The sequence below is a fragment of the Micromonospora sp. NPDC005553 genome (assembly GCF_042871765.1).
GTDB lineage: Bacteria > Actinomycetota > Actinomycetes > Mycobacteriales > Micromonosporaceae > Micromonospora.
Map to the genome: position 1 here is coordinate 50,783 of NZ_JBIAJD010000009.1, position 15,879 is coordinate 66,661.

Annotated in this window: 17 protein-coding genes and 1 tRNA gene; 9 read left to right on the forward strand and 9 right to left on the reverse strand. The window is 70.7% G+C overall.

Translation table 11 applies throughout. The features are described 5' to 3' along the window. Positions 1–26 precede the first annotated feature (26 nt). Both ACFYPG_RS29980 and ACFYPG_RS29985 read left to right on the forward strand, forming a co-directional pair. A tRNA-Arg gene (locus ACFYPG_RS29980) sits at positions 27–99 on the forward strand. 224 nt (positions 100–323) lie between these two features. After that, complete coding sequence (locus tag ACFYPG_RS29985) at positions 324–1,055, forward strand: LPXTG cell wall anchor domain-containing protein (protein WP_387354587.1); 732 nt, start codon at positions 324–326, stop codon at positions 1,053–1,055. A gap of 150 nt (positions 1,056–1,205) precedes the next feature. Here the strand turns inward: ACFYPG_RS29985 and ACFYPG_RS29990 are convergent, their stop codons facing one another. Continuing rightward, on the reverse strand, positions 1,206–1,508 hold the full coding sequence (locus tag ACFYPG_RS29990) for a MerR family transcriptional regulator (protein ID WP_387354588.1): 303 nt from the start codon (positions 1,506–1,508) through the stop codon (positions 1,206–1,208). Positions 1,509–2,215: 707 nt separating this feature from the next. Between ACFYPG_RS29990 and ACFYPG_RS29995 the strand changes: the two genes are divergently transcribed. Both ACFYPG_RS29995 and ACFYPG_RS30000 read left to right on the forward strand, forming a co-directional pair. Beyond that, positions 2,216–2,713 (forward strand): SigE family RNA polymerase sigma factor, encoded by a 498-nt coding sequence (locus ACFYPG_RS29995; RefSeq protein WP_387354589.1) that lies wholly within the window; start codon positions 2,216–2,218, stop codon positions 2,711–2,713. Next, positions 2,713–3,753, forward strand: coding sequence for a hypothetical protein (locus ACFYPG_RS30000; RefSeq protein ID WP_387354590.1), 1,041 nt, complete (start codon positions 2,713–2,715; stop codon positions 3,751–3,753). Before ACFYPG_RS29995 ends, ACFYPG_RS30000 begins: the two co-directional genes overlap by 1 nt. 8 nt (positions 3,754–3,761) lie before the next feature. On the opposite strand, the gene ACFYPG_RS30005 is transcribed toward ACFYPG_RS30000, so the two are convergent. Both ACFYPG_RS30005 and ACFYPG_RS30010 read right to left on the reverse strand, forming a co-directional pair. Next, positions 3,762–4,196, reverse strand: coding sequence for a VOC family protein (locus ACFYPG_RS30005; RefSeq protein ID WP_387354591.1), 435 nt, complete (start codon positions 4,194–4,196; stop codon positions 3,762–3,764). A gap of 31 nt (positions 4,197–4,227) precedes the next feature. Beyond that, positions 4,228–5,211 carry a hypothetical protein gene (locus ACFYPG_RS30010; RefSeq protein WP_355008938.1) on the reverse strand — a complete coding sequence of 328 codons (984 nt, stop codon included), beginning with the start codon at positions 5,209–5,211 and terminating at the stop codon, positions 4,228–4,230. Positions 5,212–5,539: 328 nt separating this feature from the next. Here ACFYPG_RS30010 and ACFYPG_RS30015 point away from each other — a divergent pair, with 328 nt between their 5' ends. The 4 genes from ACFYPG_RS30015 to ACFYPG_RS30030 all read left to right on the forward strand — a co-directional run bounded on the left by ACFYPG_RS30015 (position 5,540) and on the right by ACFYPG_RS30030 (position 9,397). After that, complete coding sequence (locus tag ACFYPG_RS30015) at positions 5,540–6,718, forward strand: sensor histidine kinase (RefSeq protein WP_387354632.1); 1,179 nt, start codon at positions 5,540–5,542, stop codon at positions 6,716–6,718. A 49-nt stretch (positions 6,719–6,767) separates the two neighbouring features. After that, positions 6,768–7,916: a hypothetical protein gene (locus ACFYPG_RS30020; protein WP_387354633.1), complete on the forward strand. Its 1,149-nt coding sequence runs from the start codon at positions 6,768–6,770 to the stop codon at positions 7,914–7,916. Beyond that, positions 7,889–8,602, forward strand: coding sequence for a response regulator transcription factor (locus ACFYPG_RS30025; RefSeq protein WP_355008939.1), 714 nt, complete (start codon positions 7,889–7,891; stop codon positions 8,600–8,602). Before ACFYPG_RS30020 ends, ACFYPG_RS30025 begins: the two co-directional genes overlap by 28 nt. Before the next feature lie 72 nt (positions 8,603–8,674). Beyond that, positions 8,675–9,397 carry a hypothetical protein gene (locus tag ACFYPG_RS30030; protein WP_355008940.1) on the forward strand — a complete coding sequence of 241 codons (723 nt, stop codon included), beginning with the start codon at positions 8,675–8,677 and terminating at the stop codon, positions 9,395–9,397. 115 nt (positions 9,398–9,512) lie between these two features. Here the strand turns inward: ACFYPG_RS30030 and ACFYPG_RS30035 are convergent, their stop codons facing one another. The 4 genes from ACFYPG_RS30035 to ACFYPG_RS30050 form a co-directional block, all read right to left on the reverse strand. Beyond that, positions 9,513–10,265: a lysophospholipid acyltransferase family protein gene (locus ACFYPG_RS30035; RefSeq protein WP_355008941.1), complete on the reverse strand. Its 753-nt coding sequence runs from the start codon at positions 10,263–10,265 to the stop codon at positions 9,513–9,515. A 99-nt stretch (positions 10,266–10,364) separates the two neighbouring features. Then, positions 10,365–12,425 carry a glycogen debranching N-terminal domain-containing protein gene (locus ACFYPG_RS30040; protein ID WP_355008942.1) on the reverse strand — a complete coding sequence of 687 codons (2,061 nt, stop codon included), beginning with the start codon at positions 12,423–12,425 and terminating at the stop codon, positions 10,365–10,367. After that, entirely contained in the window at positions 12,425–12,796 is a 372-nt protein-coding gene (locus tag ACFYPG_RS30045) for an SCP2 sterol-binding domain-containing protein (protein ID WP_355008943.1), read from the reverse strand. Before ACFYPG_RS30045 ends, ACFYPG_RS30040 begins: the two co-directional genes overlap by 1 nt. 202 nt (positions 12,797–12,998) lie before the next feature. Further along, positions 12,999–13,415, reverse strand: a complete 417-nt coding sequence (locus tag ACFYPG_RS30050) for a CBS domain-containing protein (RefSeq protein ID WP_355008944.1) — start codon at positions 13,413–13,415, stop codon at positions 12,999–13,001. Between the two features lie 111 nt (positions 13,416–13,526). Between ACFYPG_RS30050 and ACFYPG_RS30055 the strand changes: the two genes are divergently transcribed. Further along, complete coding sequence (locus ACFYPG_RS30055) at positions 13,527–14,108, forward strand: nucleotidyltransferase family protein (protein ID WP_387354592.1); 582 nt, start codon at positions 13,527–13,529, stop codon at positions 14,106–14,108. A gap of 82 nt (positions 14,109–14,190) precedes the next feature. On the opposite strand, the gene ACFYPG_RS30060 is transcribed toward ACFYPG_RS30055, so the two are convergent. Both ACFYPG_RS30060 and ACFYPG_RS30065 read right to left on the reverse strand, forming a co-directional pair. Next, a complete protein-coding gene (locus tag ACFYPG_RS30060) occupies positions 14,191–14,631 on the reverse strand; it encodes a PPOX class F420-dependent oxidoreductase (RefSeq protein WP_387354634.1) in 441 nt (146 codons plus the stop codon). A 166-nt stretch (positions 14,632–14,797) separates the two neighbouring features. Further along, positions 14,798–15,823: an aspartate-semialdehyde dehydrogenase gene (locus ACFYPG_RS30065; RefSeq protein ID WP_355008946.1), complete on the reverse strand. Its 1,026-nt coding sequence runs from the start codon at positions 15,821–15,823 to the stop codon at positions 14,798–14,800. Between the last annotated feature and the right edge of the window lie 56 nt (positions 15,824–15,879).

The window sequence follows — 15,879 nt, forward strand, 5'->3', positions numbered from 1 at the left end:
CTCTGGGCGCGACATCCACGCCACACGCGCCCGTAGCTCAGCGGATAGAGCAGGGGACTTCTAATCCCAAGGCCGCAGGTTCGAATCCTGCCGGGCGCACTTCACCACAGCAGGTCAGCGGCTTGCCGTGCCCGGTCGAGACGATCACCGCGGCGGCCTCTCAGCACGGTTCGGGGCGAGGCACCGGACGAGCGGGAACCTCGTACTGGGCGCAACGATCTGAAGGCGGCCGCGACGCAGGCGGGGACGTCTATCCATCTTGCCCTTTCGCGCACTGACGGTAGTATCTCCGTGTTTTTGCTTGCAACGGGGAGGAAGACCACATGCGATGGAAGTTCCCGGCCGGCGCCCTATTGGCGCTGGCCTTTTTGATTCCGGCGGCACCGGCGATGGCTCAGATCGAATCGCCCGGGCTGAACGAGGCCTGCCAGACGGTCGAGCGCAAGACGTACAAGGACATCCGCGAGCTTTTCACCATCGACCTGGACACCGCTCCCGAGCAGGAGATACGGGTGTTGGCCGCCCAGATCCTGTCCGCGGCGAACGCCGACTCGTTGCCCATTCTGCCGGGTGCCATTCAGGAGGCACTGAAGGGCACTGAGGAAGAGCTCCGCGCGTTCCTCAAGACGAATGTGCAGGCAGCCTGGTCAACGGCTTTGCGGATCACTGTGGTTCGCACGCTGACGGATGCTGGCCCCAACGTGGAGGCGGCCGCGCAGACGGTGCTCCGCGAGGCGGCAGTCGATGCCTATCTGGCTTACCTGAACGACGGCCTGTACGCCGCCCGTGAGCTCGACTGCGCGTCTCAGCCCACCCCGACGCCGACGTCTCAACCCACACCGAGCGCTACGCCCAGCGCCTCGACGACCGCTGCACCGACTCCTACTGCCTCCGCCAGCCCGGGTGCCCCCGGCGGCGAGGGTGGCGAGGGCGGTGGGCTGCCCGTTACCGGTGCCGACACCGCGACCGTGGCCGGCATTGGCAGTGTGCTCCTGCTCCTCGGCGGCGCGGGCTACCTGATCGGGCGCCGACGCCGTTCACGCTTCGTGGCATAGCTCAGCCTGATGCGCCCGGCTCGATGCTTCGTCGGGCCGGGCGCTTCCGCGCCGTGCTTGGCCGTAGTGGATGCGGCGGCACGCTCTCACGCAGCCGAGACCAGCATGATCCACGCGGCTGTGACCGCCGCCATCAGCGCCGCAACCAGCTCAGCCCTGCTGGTGGCGCTCATTGCGCTGAAGGGCCTCTTCGAGTTGGTCCTCAAGGATGATGATCCGGCAGGCCGAGGCCATGTCGGTGCCCTGGTCGCACATCTCCCGGGCTCTCGCGGCAAGGCGCAGTTGGTAGCGGGAGTAGCGGCGGTGCCCGCCACTGGAGCGCTGCGGGTCGATCAGTTTCGCTTCGCCGAGTCGGCGTAGGAAGTCCTGCGAGCAGCCGAGGATCTCGGCGGCACGGCCCATCGTGTAGGCGGGGTAGTCCTCATCGTCGAACATGTCGTCGGGTTGAGCCATGGAACCTCCATCACGAGGGCCCCGGTGCTCGGAAGCACCGGGGCCCAAGGGTTGTGGGTCAGGAACACCATCTACCGACAGAACGTCGGCTTGTCTTGTCCGCACCAGCCGTCACTGACGACTTCGGGTGCGAGGATCGCATAAGCGTGACCGAAGACCACCTCTCGTTCGATGGAAACTGCGGTGTCCGCGCCCAGCCCACGAAAGCGACTGGCAGCGGGCGATCCAACGGTGTAATGCCCTCCCTTGCCTCTGATTTCCTCTGTCGTACTCCGTGCTGTCCGTCGGTGTCCGAGCCCCACGCGACTTCATGGCCCTGACACGTGCGACGAACCTTTCTCACCTCGGGTGAAGCCCTGAACAAGCGTCGGCCCCACCCGCTGTCACACGCCTTCCACGTACTACCTAGCGACGGCAACTGCCCGTCGCCGAGCTGAGCAGGCCCTACGAGCTTCCTGGGCTCCACTCCTTCGCCCTCGTGCGGGGCGGCAACGTCAGCGTCTTTGTTTGCTCTCTCGACCCCAGGAACATTAGCCGGCGCTGGCACGGATGTCTAGCGCTTCGCTCATAGATTTTTTCCCGACAGAGACGGAGGTAGCCCCGCCGACGCCTCCACAGGCAGGCGCGTCCCGAGGTTGGTCGGCAAGCTGCGCACAAAGTGCCCGGCGGGTGTCTACGGGTCGGTCGGCCTACGGCGTTAATAGGGCGTGACGTTCGAGGAGTACGCGTTCGCTCGCACTTCGGCGCTGGTGCGGCTCGCCCGGCTGCTGACCGGTGACGAGCACCGAGCCGAGGACCTGGTTCAGGAGGTCCTCGCCCGGGCCTACGCCCGGTGGGGGCGCATCTCGCGGACGGACCAGCCGGACGCGTACGTCCGGCGCATGCTCGTCAACACCCACAACTCGTGGTGGCGTCGGCTCAGCAGCCGGGAGATCTCGGTTGCCGCGGTGCTCGATCGGGCCGACGGGGTGGACGAGGCCGCCGGCGTGGCCGAGCGCGACGCGCTGTGGCGGTTGGTCTGTGATCTGCCGGCGCGTCAGCGAACCGTGATCGTGCTGCGCTACTACGAGGATCTGGACGACACGTCGATCGCCGAGATCCTCGCCTGTTCGACCGGGACGGTACGCACACACGCCAAGCGGGCCCTGGCGGCGCTGCGTCGACGACAGGGTGCGGCAACCCACGCATGGGCAGGAGAGCTCTGATGTTCAGTGACCTCGACGAGCAGCTTGCCACCACGCTCAGGCATCGGGCGGGAGGCGACATCGACCCGACGCCGATAGTGCAACAGGCCCGGCATCGGGGCCGGCGGTTGCGACTGCGGCGGCGGGGGCTGATCACCGGCGGCGTGGCAGCGGCGTGTGTCGCTCTCACCTCGGTGGTGCTGGCGATCCCGGGCGTTCGGAGCACCGATGACCCGGTCATGCCGGCTGCGGCACTGATGCTGCCGAAGGCGCAGAGCGATGGGACCCTACGCCCCGAGGAGGTCGGCGCCGATCCCGCGACAGTGCACTTCACTACCGACACCCTGGTGAACGGTGCCGACTTCGCCTCGTGGCGCACCGGGCGCGGCATCGAGAGCGTCGAGTTCCGGGGCCCGAGCGGTCAGGCCCGTTTCGTGTTGGGGCGCACCGAGGCGTTGCTCGACGGGCTCCCGCAGACGTTGTCCTCGCAGGGGCGACCGCAGGGACGGACCGAGATACGGGTCGGCGACCGCTCGGGGGTCGCCTGGTTCGATCCGTCCGGCGACCGAAAGCTGTGGTTCGTCCGCTGGCAACCCGCCGACGGGCTCTGGGCCCAGGTGGAAACCTACGCGACCACCCTTGACGACGCGACGGGTACGGCGAGCCGGATGCGGTTCGACGGCGCCCACCGGTGCGTCGTGCCGTTCCGCCTGGAGTCGCTGCCGCCCGAGGGACGGCTGCTGGAGTGCTCGGTCACGCTCGGCCGGTCGGCGCGGGACTTCTTCGTGGAGGGCGCTCTGGTGGTCGGTGACGCGTCCGGCCGTTGGCTGACCGTTCGGGCGCAACCCGCCCCGACCCGCGACGCCCGGCGCGGGGATCTCGTCGCCGGCCCGTACCGGGCTCGCCGGCAAGGCAGTGACGTCCTGGAGATGACCGTCAAGCCCTGCGTCGTCGAGGCGTTCCGCAAGGGTTGGGGGAACGGCTACACCGAGGCGGAGGGCTTGGCGATCCTCGGCGGGTACCGGCCGGCCCGCGACCTCGACCGCCTGGAGACCTGGTGACACAGTGCTCAGGCTGAGGACGCGGCCACGCAAAATTCGTTGCCCTCCGGGTCGGCCATCACCACGTGTTGCTGGTCGAACTCCGCCAGGACCCGTCCGCCGGCGCGCGCCAGCCGCTCGGCCTCAGCCCGGATCCGCGCCCACTGCTCGTCGGAGTTGCCGTGGCCGGGCACCCGGATGTCGATGTGGAGCCGGTTCTTCGCCGTCTTGGGCTCGGGCACAGTGAGGATGGAGAGGTAGGGGCCGACACCGTCGGGGTCGCACAGCCACGCCCCGTGCTCGGGAAGGTCGTCCTCTGGCAGGTCGAACTGCGCGTGCCACTCCGCGCGGGTGGCGAAGGGCGGCGGTGGTGGCTCGTCGATGTAGCCCAGGGCCTCCTTCCAGAAGGCGGCGAGCACCTGTGCGTCCGTGGAGTCGAGGGTGAGGGAAATCCGAGCTGCCATGACCGGGACGGTAGCGCGTACCCCCGACTTTCTAGACGGGCCCCAGCAAGGCGGCCAGAGCGGCGTCGCCCTGGCCAAGTTGCGCACCGCCCGTCGCTGGCGCGACCAGGAACCGTTGGCAACCGTCGAGTTCCACATATCGGTCGGGGCCCGCCCCTTCGAGCGGGCGCAGCACCGCGAAGCGGCTCGCCGGGGTGGCACAGTCGACCACCGCCCGGCGGTTGGACAGCCCCCGGAGCACGCCCGCCTGACGCTCGGCCGGCAGCGGGCCGCCGTACACGAAATCACCCGGCGGTTTCTCGCCCTCCTGAAGCGACGCGGGCACCTCGTAGACGCAGAGGCGCAGCGGCCCGGCGGTCGAGCGGGCCGGCGGAGGCGGCCCGGGGCGGCCGTTGCGGGTCTCCACCCACACCAGGTCCGTCCACTGCTGGGCGCACCCGGCGGCCTCGGCCGCCGCGGATTCGACCTGCCGGATGGTACGCGTGTCCACAGTGGTCCACTGCGGCCCGGCCAGAGCGGCGATCACCTCGGGGCGCGGCTTGTCGCAGGAGTCCGTCGGGATGTGGGGCCGAAGCCAACGCCCCCGCTCGTCCACCAGTGCGAGCCACGGCGGAATGACCATGTCGAGGGTGCAGGCGACCTCCCCGTCGGCCTGTTCGTCGGGAAGGCGCAGCGCGGTGAGCAGCCGTGTGATCTCCTCGGCGCGTCGCTCGGTGGCGACCTGCTCCTGGCCGCCGTTGGGCCCCGGCCGAATCTCCCGCCCGCAGACCACCGCCGCGACCGGTGTGAACGTGGGGTCGATGCGACCGATCGTCGGCTCGTCCACGGCCGGTGGCGACGCCTCCGTGGTCATCTCGCCGGCCCTGGGCGCCTCCGTGGCGCAGGAGGTCCACCCGTCGACGATCTGAGCCGGAGCGGGCTCGTCGGCCCGACCCGGCCCAACCTCCGTGCCACCGCAGCCGCCCAACGTCATGCCGAGCAGTGCCACCGCGAGTGCCGTACGGGACGAGCGCATCCGGCTCACCACCTTTCCATCCAGGGATGAGACGGACGACGGGCGCCCCCGGTTCCGGTCGGGTGGTCGCTCCATCGCACCCGGTGATCGACTCGGTTTTCATGATGTCGGGTGGTCAGCCGGCTCCGGACACCCCGACTTTCGTGAACGCGAGTGGATCACGCCCGCCCGCCGCGCTGGGGCCTCCTTCAGCCCGCTGCACACAGTGACACATTAGCGACACTCCGCACACAAGGGATGACCCCGTCACGGTCCGCCATGCTATTGTCCGATGTCGATCTACGCCGCGTGGACCCGGACCGGGTCGTTGTCGGAAGGACACTTCCCGATGCCGGCCGTTGCCACCCCAACCGTGCCGCCGCCCACGCTGGACAATCCGGCCGGCGGAGCCCTGGGCCTCATCTTCACCACGTTGCCAGCGCTGCTGCGGCTGAGCTGCGGGCTGTTCGGCGCGGCGGTCGCCGTGTCGGTGCAGACCCCGCCGGTGCAGCAGGCGGTGCTGCTGCCCGCCGTGGGAGTGCTGACCGGCTGGTCCCTCTGGTACGCACACCGCGCGTTGCGCCACGGCATCGGCCCCGGCCTCGTCGGCGGTGACGTGGCGGTCACCGCGCTGACCTGCCTGCTCATCCCGGTGCTGGTGGCGCCCGAGGTACTGCCCGGCGAGGGCAGCTGGATCGCCGTGCTGGCCAGCACCACGGTGATCAACACACAGGCCACGACCTCGGCACGTTGGTCGATCCCGGCCGGGCTACTCGTGATAGCCACCTACGTGACCGGGGCGCAGGCCGCCGGCAACCCCATTGAAGCCCGGGCGCACGCGGCCACGCTGCTGGCGCAGACCGCCTGCACGGCGATGATGACGGCGGTCATGCGCCGACGCATCGGTCGGGCCGACCGCGCCTTTGTCGAACACCAGCGGCTGACCCGGGAGGCGTTGGTCGCACGCGCCGCCCGCGAGGCCGAACGCCAGCAGAACCGCGACCTGCACGACACGGTGCTCGGGACGCTGACCATGGTGGGGCTGGGCGCGGTGGCCGGGCCTTCGACAATCTTCCGGGACCGCTCCGCGGCCGACCTGCGTACCCTCGTCGCACTCACCGACGTCGGCCCGGTGGCCGGCGACGGCCCGGTGCCGCTCGACGGGCGGTTGCGGTTGGTGGCCGGCCGGCTACCCGAGCTTGCGGTACGGCTGGACCTGGCGTCCTGCGCCGTCCCGGTCGGCGTGGCCGACGCGATCAGCGAGAGCGCCTACGCGGCGCTGTCCAACGTGGTCCGCCACGCGCCGGGCGCCGGGGCCACGCTGCGGCTGACCCGCGACGCCATCGGCGTCGTGGTCGAGGTCGCCGACGACGGCCCCGGCTTCGACCTTGCCACCGTCCCACCGCACCGGTACGGGTTGCGCGAGTCCATCTGTGGCCGGATGACGACTGTCGGTGGCCGGGCCGACGTGCACTCGGCCGTCGGCGTGGGCACCCGGATTCGGCTGGAGTGGCCCGGTGTCGGCTGACCTGAACGCCCCGGCGCACCCCACCGACGCGCCGGAGACACCGAACTGGATCAGCGTTCCGACGCCTCGGGAACCGGAGTCCCCCGCGGCGCTCGCCGCCCCGGCCGCCGTGGCGCACGCGTCCGACCGGGGTGCCCGGATCGCCGCCGTCGCCATCGCGTTGGCCTGGCACGTCGCGATCGCGCTGCCGGCGGTGCTGTCCGCCCGTGCGGAGTTCGCCGCGCCAGCGGTGGTGCTCGGCGCCTGGGTACTGGTCGCCGTGACCGGCGCGATCGCCGGGGTACGGCTGCTGCGAGGTTCGCCACTGCCGCCGTGGCCGCTGGCCGGGCTGCTGCTTGTCGTCGACGCGGCCGTCTTCGCCGCGGCCGGTGAGCGGCAGTTGTTCACCGCCGCCAACTGGGTGTGGGGCACGCTCGGCTGGTTCTTCGTGCTGGCGGTGTGGGGCCGGCGCGTCGCGGGGCTGATCGCGCTCCTCAGCACCCACGCGTTGATCGCCCTGGTCGCGGTGCTCGGGCACGGCCCCGATCCGGCCGACGTGGCCCGCTACGTGATGTACGTCTACGGCACGTTCTCGCTGCCGGTGGCGGTCTTCGTGGGCAGCACCGTCATCGTCGGCCTGGCTCGGGAACGGGCCGCAGTGTCGGCCGCCGGTCACGCGATGGCCGCGGAGCGGGACGCCGCCGAGCGGGGCCTTCGGGAACGCCGGGACCGGCTCGCCCTGGTCAGCTCGGCGGCCGGGCGGGTCCTCGGTGACCTGGCCGCCGGCCAGGCCGACCCGGACGACCCGGAGGTGCAGCGCCGGTGCATGCTGGCCGCCGCCCGACTGCGCCGGCTGATCGCCGAGTCCGACGATGTGCCCGACCCGCTGTTGCACGAGTTGCGAGCCGCCGCCGACCTTGCGGAACGCAACGGCCTTCCGATCGACCTGGTCACCATCGGCACCCCGCCGCCGCTGCCGGTGGAGGTCCGCCGCCGGCTGGCCGACCCGCTCACCGGCACCCTCGCCGACGCCCGGGAATGGGCGCGTCTGACAGTGGTCTCCGGCTCGGACGAGGTGGTGGTCAGCCTGGTCACACCGGACCGGGAGGGGCCGGAGTCGACCGGCCCGCCCCCCGGGGAGCACGACGACGGGCCGGTGGAGTACCTCTACGAACGGGACGGAAACATCAGATGGGCGCAGACCCGGTGGCGGCGGTGACCGGCGACCGGCCGGTCGGGGTGGCGATCGTCGACGACCATCCGGTGGTGGTCGAGGGGGTCCGCGCCTGGCTCGCCACCGAGCCTCGCCTGACGGTGCTCGCCACCGGCGACGACCCGGACGCGGTGCTGCGGGCGGCGCCAAACGCCGACGTCATACTGCTCGACCTGCGACTGCACGGGCGGATGGCGTTGGACAAGTTGGCCGAGCTGAGCGCCGCCGGCCGGCGGGTGGTGGTCTATTCCGAGCACACCGACCCGCAGACGATGCTCGCCGCGCTGGACGCCGGAGCGGTGGCGTTCCTGGCCAAGCACGAGGGCCGGGAACACTGCGTGGAGACGGTGCTGGCCGCCGCGAGCGACCGTCCGTACGTGCCGCCGGCGCTGGCCGGTGCGATGGTCGGCGACCCACGGCCGGACCGGCCGATGTTGTCCGACAAGGAGCGTGAGGCGCTGCTGCTCTGGTTCCAGTCGATGTCAAAGGCGTCGGTGGCCCGGCGGATGCAGATCAGCGAGCACACAGTGAAGCAGTACGTCGACCGGGCACGGATCAAGTACACCCGGGCGGGGCGACCCGCCGCCACAAAGGCGGCACTACTCGCCCGTGCGATCGAGGACGGTCTCGTCCGCCCGGAGGAGATCGGCATCTACCGGTCACAGGCGGCGCACGACCGGCCGACCCCCTAACAGGCGTCATGACAGGGGCGCTCCGGTCCGGAAGGCTTTCTTACACAGCCAGCTGACCGGAAGGTCGTGACGATGCACGCCGACGCGTCCCCCTTCTTCATCGGTCCTCACCGGTTCGACGCCACCGACGACGACGTGGGCCCGACCCTGGACCGCCGCTACAACCTGCGACCCATGCCCGGCGAGCGGTTGCTCGGGCGACACCGACTGCTGGTCGCGGGCTACCTGCTCGGGCCGAGCGAGGTGCGACGCCGCTGGCAGCTGCCCGAGCCGGTCGCGGTGACCGTCACCGACCAGCGGATCTGCTGGGTGGGCAGTGGCTCGCACCTGTCGCTGGTCGCCGACGGCACGCACCGGGCCCGGCCACCGGCTCGACTGAACGGCCTGATGAGCGGTCAGATCCGCTGGCAGTGGCCGTCCCGGTTGGAGCTGCCGACGAGCGCGCCGGACGTCCCTGCCCAGCTGCTGATCGTCTGCGACGCGCTGCGCACCATTCAGCAGCCGGCGCTGGCCTTCAGCGGAACGACAGCCGAGGTCGTGGCGCTGGCCCGGCAGGTCCGCCGGGCGGTTGCCATGTTCCGGCTCAACCGTCCACAACTGGTCGACCTCTCGGCCCAGGAGCGCGACGTGCTGCTGCTGCGGGCCGGCCCTGGTCTGCTCGCCGGCGACACCCGGATCACGCTGCCCGGCTCGTTGCCGGTGGAGTTCCACTCCCGGGACGACTACTACCGCTCAAGACCGGATCCGACCTCGTGGGGCGGGCTCGCAGGCGGCGCAGCATCCGGGCAGCGGTGACACCGACCGTCCGCGTCGGCAGAGAGCGTTCTGCCCCGGCGTGGAGCGATCCGTCCAGCTAGGGCGTGCGTCGAAGCCCCGGGCCCACCGAGAACGTCGACACACGCCTTCAGCGTCAGGCGCTGGGAGCGGGGTGTTCGGCGGCGGCGTCCAGAGCGGCGGCCTCCTCCGGCGTGGGCGCGCTGCCGCCCAGGTGCGCGGGCTGCCACCAGGTGTCGTCCGGGCCGGCCGGGGTGTCCGGATAATCCCGCTGTGCCCGGTCGACGAGGGCGCTGAGGCGAGTGGTCAGCTCGGCGGCCAGCACGTTCGGGTCCGGGAAGTCCGCCGGGCTGATCGGCTCGCCGATCAGGATCGTGATCGGCGTGTGCCGACGGGTCAGAGTGCGCGGGCGGCCCTTGGTCCAGAGGCGCTGGGTGCCCCACAGCGCGACCGGCAACACCGGCACCTTCGCCGAGCGGGCCATCCGGACCGTGCCGCTCTTGAGCTCCTTGACGGTGAACGACCGGCTGATCGTCGCCTCGGGGAAGACGCCGACGACCTCGCCCTTCTTGAGCGCGCCCACGGCGGCGCGGAACGAGGCAGCGCCGGCCTGCCGGTCCACCGGAATGTGCCGCATGCCGCGCATCAGCGGGCCGGAGATCTTGTGCGTGAAGACCGAATCCTTGGCCATGAACCGCACCAGGCGGCCCGACGCGTTCGCGCCCAGACCGGCGAAGATGAAGTCGAGGTAGCTGACGTGGTTGCTGGCCAGCACCGCCCCGCCCGTGCGGGGTACGTGGTGGGCGCCCTCGATGGTGATCTTCAGGTCGAGGACCCGGAACAGCGTCTTGGCGGCGGCGATAACGGGCGGGTACACGAGCTCCGGCATTCGCAGAATCTACCCTGACCGGCTGGGGATCGGCTGGGTGGCGACCCGGCGGCGGCGACGCGGGCGGCGGCACCACCGCCGGTTCGGCGGCCGGATCGGTCAGTCGGCGAGATTGTCCAGATCCAGTCGACCCCGGGCGAAAGCGTCCACCCGGCCCCAACGACCGGGGATGTCCAGGACCTCGATGCGGCCCATCCCCACCGGCAGCCGTGGCTCGACCGCCAGGTGACCCTCGTGCGGCTCCAGACCGAGCATGGTGCGCAGCAGCAGCAGCGGGGTACCTGTCGACCAGGCCTGCGGGCTGCACGCCGTCGGGTACTCCACCGGGAACTTGGTCAGCTCCCGCGGGTAGCCGCCGAACGCCTCCGGCAGCCGGCCGTCGAAGTACGTGGCCGCGTCCAGGATGCCGTTGGCGATGGTCGCGGCCTCCTCGGCAAAGCCGTACCGGCGCAGACCCCAGGCGATGAACGAGTTGTCGAACGGCCAGATCGTGCCGTTGTGGTAGCCGATGGGGTTGTAGCGGGCCTCCCCCTCGGCGAGGGTGCGCACCCCCCAGCCGGAGAAGAGCCGCGGCCCGACCAGGTGCGCGGCGAGCTTCTCCGCCCGCTCGGGTTCGACGATCCCGCTCCACAGCAGGTGGCCGATGTTGGAGCTGAGGATGTCGCACTGCCGGCCGTCCGGGTCCAGGGCCAGGGCGAAGTACCCGCCGTCTTCCACCCACCAGTCCCGGTTGAACCGCTCCTTCAGCTCCGCCGCCTCCCGCTCCAACTGGTCGGCGAACTCCGGGTCACCCCAGAACTCGCGCGCCAACCGGGCCGCGCGGACCTTCGCGTCGTACGCGTACCCCTGCACCTCGCAGGTGGCCCGGGGGAACGGCGGCAGCGTGCCGTCGGAGTAGGAGATCGAATCCCAGGAGTCCTTCCAGCACTGGTTCTCCAGGCCGGTGTCGGTGTTGCGTCGCTCGTACCAGATGTAGCCGGTGCCAACCAGGTCGGCGTAGTTGTCGATCCACCTCAGCGCCGCCCGGGACTCCTGCTCCAACTCCTTGACCAGCGCGACGTCCCCGCTCCACTTTTCGTACTCGTCGAGCAGCACGATGAACAGCGGCGTCGCATCCACGGAGCCGTAGTACGGCGAGTGTGGCTGCTCCTCGAAGGCCGCGGTCTCGCCGTAGCGCATCTCGTGCAGGATGCGCCCCGGGTCCTCGTCCCGGAAGTCGTCGAACCGGCTGCCCTGCAGGGACGCCAGGATGCGCAGCGTCGTCTTCGACAGCTGCGGGGTGAACGGCAGTGTCTGCAGGCAGGTGAGGATGCTGTCCCGGCCGAACATGGTCATGAACCAGGGCAGACCGGCGGCCGGCAGGGTGGCACCGCCCAGCGACAGCGGCGAGAAGCGCAGCGCCGCCAGGTCGATCAGACTGCGCCGGTACGTGCTCGCCACCCGGCCGTGTTCGCTGTTGACCTTTGGTGCGTCGGCGATCCACTGCTCCAGGTCGTGCTGGAGGGCGAGCCGCTCGGTACCGTGTTTGCGCAGGCCGAACCGCAGGTCCCGGCCACCGGGTCCGACCGCGTAGGTCTGGACGTCGATCGAGGCGTCCCACTGCTCGTTGGGCTCCAGGTGCACTGTGTACGCGAAGCCCTTGCTGTCGTACCGGGCCGACGTCGACGACGAGATGACCGTCTCCCGCCGGAAGTTCCCCCGCCGGTACCCCAGCCGCAGCCGGTCCGACTCCACCTCGGTGTAGATCTCGCCCTTCTTGTTGAGGATCTCGTCCTTCACCTGGAACAGGTCGGCGAAGTCCGACGCCGCGTCCATTCGGACTTCCAGGTCGACAGGCTTCTCGTCGTGGTTGAGGATGGTCAGCTGCTCACAGAAGCTGCCGCCCACCGCGCGCTCGCGGATGATCGACAGCTTCGCGTCCACGTAGTGCGTGGCCATCCCCGGGACCAGGAAGAATCGCGACTCGAAGTACTGCAGGTCGTCGTAGGAGAGCGAGTTGAGCCGCTCACCGTTGATGGTCAGCACCCAGGTCGACAGGAACCGGGTGTCGATGGAGAAGAGCCCGGTGGGCTCGCTCGGCGTCGCCTCGATGTCACCGGTGTCCTCGCAGACGACGAACGTGTTGCCGTCCAGGATCCGGATCGTGTTGCTCTGCCCCATCAGTGCTCCTCCCCCGCGAATCGCCGACGCGGCCCGCGGGCGTCCGGGGAACCCGGAAAGATCCGCTCCACCTGTACGACGAGGCGAGCGTCACCGGACACCGTCATGTCCCCCCGCAACAGCGCTGCCAGGCCGTGCTCGCGCCCCGAGGCGATGTCGTCGAAGAGGACCGGGCTCGCGCCGATCACCGTGTCGGCCTCCTGGTCCTCCTGACTGACGTTCAGCCGGCCGTGATCGATCCTCAGCAGCCAGTGCCGGGTCTGCGCCCCCTCGTGCAGGTCGATCCGCAGCGTCCCGGAGGTCTTGGCCAGCAGAGGTTCGTACCCCCGCCGGTCCAGGTCCTCGAAGAACCTCGTGGTCGCGTCCACCATCGGGTCCACTCCTCCCAGTTGCCGGGCCGGGGATCCCACCCACCGCGCTCGCGTCGCACGGACGGCCGGCGTGTTGCACGTCCCCGCACGGGTCCCCGCCGCTCCCCCGCTCAACCTCGCCCGATCCGGGTGAGCAGGGGGTCGAGACGCCACGCGCCGGCCCTCCCGGAAGGGAGAGCCGGCGCGCGCCGCGGCGGACGGGTCAGTTGTTCGGCTCGTCGGCGCTGATGTCGGCCAGGACCGACTGTGGTTCGCGCTCGACAGCGAGGTCACCCATCGACACCAGGCCGACCAGGCGCCCGTCGTCGATCACCGGAAGTCGGCGTACGGCGTACGTCCGCATCAGGTCCGCGGCGGCCACGGCATCGTCGTACTGACTCACCGTGATCACGTCGCGAGTGGTGATCTGGTTCAACCGGGTCGAGCCCGGGTCCATGTTCTCCGCGACGCCTCGGACCGTGATGTCCCGGTCCGTGACGATGCCGACCACACTGTCACCGTCGGTAACCACCACATCGCCGATCGCACTGTCACGCATCTCCTGCGCGGCTGCGATGAGTGTGTCGTTGCCGTCCATCGTCACCAACCGGGTCGTCATGAACTCTCCGACCGTTGTCATGGTGCTCCCCTCTCGGTGTCGGCACGGCCCGTCTACCCGCCGCCTGGGAGGGGGTAACGCCAACTGCCTGCCGGGCTGTCCGTGTGGGTGTCCGCTGCCTACCGTGGGCGCATGATGACGGGCGAGGAGGAGCTGCGGGATCTGGTCGCCGGCAGCAACTGGCTGACCCGGGCGCTGGCGGTGGTGCGTGATTCCGGGCTGCCGGACGCCTGGATCGGCGCTGGCGCACTGCGCGACCTGGTCTGGGGCGAGCGGTACGGCAACGGGTTCGACCCGGCGCGGGTCCGCGACGTTGACGTGGTCTTCTTCGACCCGGCGAGGCTGACCCGAGCCGACGACGACCGGGCCACCGCGTTGTTGAAGGGGATGTGGGCGCAGCCGCCGTGGGAGGCTCGCAACCAGGCGGCTGTGCACACCTGGTACGCGGCCACGTTCGGCGGCGACCCGATCGAGCCGTACCGCAGCGTGGCCGAGGCGGTCGCCACCTGGCCCGAGTACGCGACAGCGGTGGCCGTCCGCGTGGACCAGGCCGGCCGGCTGGACGTCTGCGCGCCGTATGGTCTGACGGATCTGCTGGGCGGGGTGTGGCGGCACAACCCGGCCCGGGTGGACGTGGCCCTGTCGCGGCAGCGGTTGGCCCGGCACCGGCCGGCGCAGCGTTGGCCCGGCGTGACAGTGATCGAGCCAGGCTGATCGACTGTGGCGGGCCAGCCTGAGCGGCAGGTCCGCCTGAGCGGCAGGTCCGCCTGGGCGGCGGGTCCGCTTGAGCGGCGGGTCAGCCTCGGGGCGGCATGCCGTAGAGCCGCTCGACGTGCAGGCGTAGCACGATCCGGCCCTCGTCGACCATGGCCTGGCGGTACTCGTCCCAGTCGGGGTGTTCGCCCCTCAGCCCCCGGTAAAGCGCCACCAACTCCTCGACCGTGTCGTCGTCGAGTCGGGTGGCCGGCGGAGTCAGCTCGGCGCGACCTTCGACCACCGCGTACGCCCAGCCGTCCTCGCTGCTGACGTGGAAGCTGGCGCGTGGGTCGCGGCGCAGGTTGGCGGTCTTGGCACGGCCGTCGGTGACCGAGACCCGGATCAGGCCCGCGTCCCGGTCGAAGGAGTAGACCACAGTTGAAAGCTGTGGACGCCCGTCCCGCTTGATCGTGGCGAGCACGCCCATCGAGCGGCCAGCCACCAGATCGGTCAACGCCTGCTGGGTCCGGTCATCCGGCATGGTGTCCTCCAGGTTGGACGATCGTCTCCGACCCATCCAAGCACGACCTGCCGGCCCCTGCGGGCGACCACCTGGAACAGCAGGGCGACCACCCCGAACGGCACCGAGCCCCCACCGACGTACGGCGGGGGCTCGGTGATTGTTCGATGTTCGGCGACCGTGCCGGTCAGCGGCGCTCGGCGGCGACCAGCTCGGCGAGTTGCACAGCGTTCAGCGCGGCACCCTTGCGCAGGTTGTCGTTGGAGCAGAACAGCGCCAGCCCGTACTCGACGGTCTCGTCGGCGCGGATCCGGCCCACGTAGGTCGGGTCCTGGCCGGCGGCCTGCAACGGCGTCGGGACGTCGGTCAGTGCCACCCCGGGCGCGTCGGCCAGCAGTTCGTGGGCGCGCTGCGGGGTGAGCGGCCTGGCGAAGCGGGCGTTGATCTGGAGCGAGTGCCCGGTGAAGACCGGCACCCGGACACAGGTGCCGGAGACCAACAGGTCGGGGATATCCAGGATCTTGCGGCTCTCGTTGCGGAGCTTCTGCTCCTCGTCAGTCTCGAACGAACCGTCGTCGACGATCGAACCGGCCAGCGGGAGGACGTTGAAGGCGATCGGCTGGGTGAACGAGCGCGGCGCGGGGAACTCCACGGCCGACCCGTCGAAGGCCAGCCCAGCGGCGTGCTCGGCCACCTTGCGGACCTGCTCGTCCAGCTCGGCGACGCCGGCCAGCCCGGCGCCGGAGACCGCCTGGTAGGTGGAGACGACCAGGCCGACGAGGCCAGCCTCGGCGTGCAACGGACGCAGCACCGGCATCGCGGCCATCGTGGTGCAGTTCGGGTTGGCGATGATGCCCTTGGGCCGGTCCAGGGCGGCGTGCGGGTTGACCTCGGCGACCACCAGCGGAACCTGCGGGTCCATCCGGAACGCCGACGAGTTGTCGATCACCACGGCCCCGGCCTCGGCGACCCGGGGGGCCAACTCCCGGGCGGTGCCCTTACCAGCCGAGAAGAGCACGATGTCCAGCTCGGAATAGTCCGCGGTCGCGGCGTCCTCGACTGTCACCTCGCCGTCGCGCCACGGCAGCGTACGCCCGGCGGACCGCGCCGAGGCGAACAACCGCACCTGCTCCGCTGGGAACTCCCGCTCCGCCAGCACCTGCCGCATCACGCCACCGACCTGGCCAGTGGCCCCCACAATGCCGATCCTCATGCCCGCGAGGCTACCGACCCCACCCCCGAAACCGGGACCCCTTTCCCACCCCCCGG